General features: G+C 63.5%; 6 protein-coding genes. 5 read left to right on the forward strand and 1 reads right to left on the reverse strand.

What is annotated here, in order from left to right; genetic code table 11:
- Positions 1–135 precede the first annotated feature (135 nt).
- From Q1A06_RS20760 to Q1A06_RS20780, 5 genes are read left to right on the forward strand one after another with little or no spacing between them, the layout of a single operon-like run.
- Positions 136–357, forward strand: a complete 222-nt coding sequence (locus tag Q1A06_RS20760; protein WP_299568019.1) for a hypothetical protein — start codon at positions 136–138, stop codon at positions 355–357.
- Positions 358–359: 2 nt separating this feature from the next.
- On the forward strand, positions 360–812 hold the full coding sequence (locus Q1A06_RS20765; protein WP_299568020.1) for a hypothetical protein: 453 nt from the start codon (positions 360–362) through the stop codon (positions 810–812).
- Positions 809–1,015, forward strand: coding sequence for a hypothetical protein (locus Q1A06_RS20770; protein ID WP_299568021.1), 207 nt, complete (start codon positions 809–811; stop codon positions 1,013–1,015). Before Q1A06_RS20765 ends, Q1A06_RS20770 begins: the two co-directional genes overlap by 4 nt.
- Positions 1,015–1,230 (forward strand): hypothetical protein, encoded by a 216-nt coding sequence (locus tag Q1A06_RS20775; protein ID WP_299568022.1) that lies wholly within the window; start codon positions 1,015–1,017, stop codon positions 1,228–1,230. The genes Q1A06_RS20770 and Q1A06_RS20775 overlap by 1 nt, the downstream gene beginning before the upstream one ends.
- Positions 1,227–2,579, forward strand: a complete 1,353-nt coding sequence (locus Q1A06_RS20780) for a DUF4942 domain-containing protein (protein ID WP_299568023.1) — start codon at positions 1,227–1,229, stop codon at positions 2,577–2,579. Before Q1A06_RS20775 ends, Q1A06_RS20780 begins: the two co-directional genes overlap by 4 nt.
- A 28-nt stretch (positions 2,580–2,607) precedes the next feature.
- On the opposite strand, the gene Q1A06_RS20785 is transcribed toward Q1A06_RS20780, so the two are convergent.
- Positions 2,608–2,913: a helix-turn-helix transcriptional regulator gene (locus Q1A06_RS20785; RefSeq protein ID WP_299568024.1), complete on the reverse strand. Its 306-nt coding sequence runs from the start codon at positions 2,911–2,913 to the stop codon at positions 2,608–2,610.
- Positions 2,914–3,145 lie beyond the last annotated feature (232 nt).

The raw sequence follows: 3,145 nt of genomic DNA on the forward strand, positions 1-3,145 counted from the left end.
GGTGCCTGTGTCAAACTATTTAATTGCAGAAAACGGCAATAAAAAGCTGGGCCGGGCCATATAAACAAGGTAAAAAGAAGGGGCGAAAGGGGCGCACCAAAGCACCCCACGCCACCACCACAAAGGACCGAGTTTATGACCACCTACCGTTTGCAATCATCCCCGATGGTTCACACCCCCGGCCTGATCGCATGGGCCATCAACGGCTATGCGTTCGAGGCTGACCGCCCGCAGATGCTCAAAGTGATCGGCGAGACTTTCGCAGGCGTCCCGACCGACGCCATCGAGCGGCTTCTGTCAAAGGAAGTTCCCTACGCCGTGGACGGCGAGACCGTCACCTTTGAAGTGGAGGCATGAGCATGTCGGCACGTCTTTTCACCATGCAGGCCGACTATGAAGGCCAGCCCTACCCGCAGGCCATCTACGGCACGAGCGAAATCACCCTTCGCATGATCGGGCGCGACCACCACCGCGCCGCGACCATCAAGCCGGTCCTGACCCTCAAGAACCCGGACGGCATCACCATCGCCACGATGGACGAATGGGCCGACGACTGGACGGACGCGGCAAGCGCCCCGGCCAGCAGCCGCGAGAGCATCCATTTCTTCGACACCGCCGAGGAAGCGATTGCCTACCGCGCCGAAAACGGAACGGGAGGCTGGATCTTCGCATGTGCCGACAAGAACAGCGGCACGATCTTTCCGCCCCGCATGACGCCGAGCGACATTCTGGCGACCGGCCAGACCAGTTCGTCGGGTGGCCGCTTCATCGGCCCCGCCGGGAAAATCATCAAGCAGGAGGACGTGGCATGAGCGCGCTTTTCAACATGACCGGCGTATCGCTGGATCGCGTCGAGTTGGCGGCGGTTCTGACCGGCCTTCGCATGTTGCAGTCGGAATTGGAAGTTCCGACGCTTCTGCACCACATCCTGACCGATTGCGGAGAGTTCGACCCGATCACCGAAGACCAGATCGACGCCCTTTGCGACCGTCTCAATGGCGGGGAGGTCGGCTGATGGACATGATCGCCTACTACCGTCAGCTTGTCGGCTTCACCGTTACCGGCTTTCGGATGGACGCCGACGAGTTCGGCGACGAGCCGTTCCCCACCTTCACCGTGAAAGCCCCGGACGGGGAAACGCTGGAAGTCAGCCTGTCGCGCGACCCCGAGGGCAACGGAGGAGGCTTTGCCTTCATCGCCCCGCCCGCCGCGCCGGAGGGCCGGGCATGACCAAGCACTACGGGTTTTCGCGTATCGGAGAAACCCCGGAGCAGGAGGCGCACAGCGCCCCTGCCCTTCGGCGCAGCTTGGCCGAAATCGTCGCCGAATACGACGACAAGGCCGAGAGCATCCCCGAGCGGATCGGCGAGTTCGAGCGCGCCACGGACGCCCTCAAACTCGCCAGCACCATAGGCGGTGCCTATGGTGCCAACCCCTTCGCCAACGAGCCGCGCCTATATGAGCGCGACGTGCGCCTGGCCCTTCTGCGGTCGGCATGGCGGCATGTTTACGAGGGATTGAACATCGAGGCCGTCGCCAGCGCCAAGGACCGCCAGCAGCTCGACCTGAAACTGACCACCCCCCTGCCCTTCACCATCGAGAACATCCGAGAGATATTCGGGCCGTATCTTCTCGACCCGCGCTTTCACGTCCTAAAGGGACTGGCGGAATGTTTCTGTGACCTCGACCCGGCCTACAAGAGCCACAGCCGCGTCAGGATCGGGGTTTCCGGCCTGCCCAAGCGGATCATCGTTTCATCCGTCACCGGATGGAGCGGATGGGGCAAGGAGCGCGTGAAGGACACGCTCAATGCCCTTCGCGTGTATCGCGGACGGCCGCGATACGAATATGCCGAGTTCGCGAACATGATGGACGAGGCCGAGCGGCACGGCGAATCCGACTTCTGCGGCGGTATCATCCGCGTGTTCAAGAACGGCAACGCGCACCTGATCTTCGACGCACAGGGCTTGCTCGACATAAACCGCGCCTTGGCCGAGTTCTACGGCGAGGTTCTGCCCGACGCTCCGTCCGGGGAACAGGCCAAGCGGCCCAGCACGGACGTATCGCGCGACCTGCAATTCTACCCGACACCGCGCGCCGCCGCGCAGACCATGATCGACGCGCTGCACCTGTCGGGCGGCGAGACGATCCTTGAGCCTTCATGCGGCGACGGTCGGATCATGGACCTTCTGGCCGACTGGCACGACCAGCCGGACAGCTACCGCCGCCGCGATCCGTTGACCGTGACCGGCATCGAGTATGACGCGGGCCGCGCGGGACAAGCCCGCGCCAAGGGCCATCACGTTATGACCGCCAATTTCCTACAGGTCGCGCCCGATCCGCGCTTCGACGTGATCGTGATGAACCCGCCCTTCTACGGGCAGCACTACAAGAAGCATCTCGACCACGCGGCGAAGTTCCTGCGCCCCGGCGGGCGGCTGGCCTGCATCCTGCCCGCCACCGCCCACTATGACCACGCCAACACCATCGGCGAATGGCGTGACCTTCCCGTTGGCAGTTTCGCGGAGAGCGGCACGAACATTCCGACCGGGTTCTGTGTCTGGCGCAAGCCCGGTTGATCCTGGCGGGGCTTACGCCCCGCCGGTCTCATTTCCGCTTGGCTTCCTTCGATCCGGTTCCGAACAGGAACCAGTTCGCGTCGGCACCGCAATGCTCTAGCAGGATCGCGAGTTCGTCCGCTTTCAGGTCGCGCTCGCCCGCCTCGATCTTGCAGTAGGTGCGGAACGTCGCGCCGATCTTTTCCGCCATCTGCGGCTGGCTCATGTTGGCGCATGTCCGCAAGTGCTTGAGCCGCGCCACCCTGTCGTGCGTCTTGCCCAGCTCGACGACCTCGACCTTGCGGCCGCGCGTCTCGATCTTTTCTTCGCCCGACGCGGCGTCGTTCGGTGTCATAGGTCTGACCTCTATTTTTCTGTGCAGTCTGTAGGTTGTCTGGCCGTTAGATGGTCAGCATACATTACATGCCGCTTTCGGCAACCATTCATCTTTCTCTAAATATCCACGGGGGAGGCGCGGAACGCGCCGGGGGCGGTAGCCCCCTTGACGGCATGGCCCCTGCCCCGCCGCCCTGATCGGTCGGCGTGTCACCGCGCTCTAGGCTCCGGCCGGCGGGCGGCCTACGCCC

This window comes from uncultured Sulfitobacter sp. (genome assembly GCF_947497275.1).
In the GTDB taxonomy this organism is placed as follows: domain Bacteria; phylum Pseudomonadota; class Alphaproteobacteria; order Rhodobacterales; family Rhodobacteraceae; genus Sulfitobacter.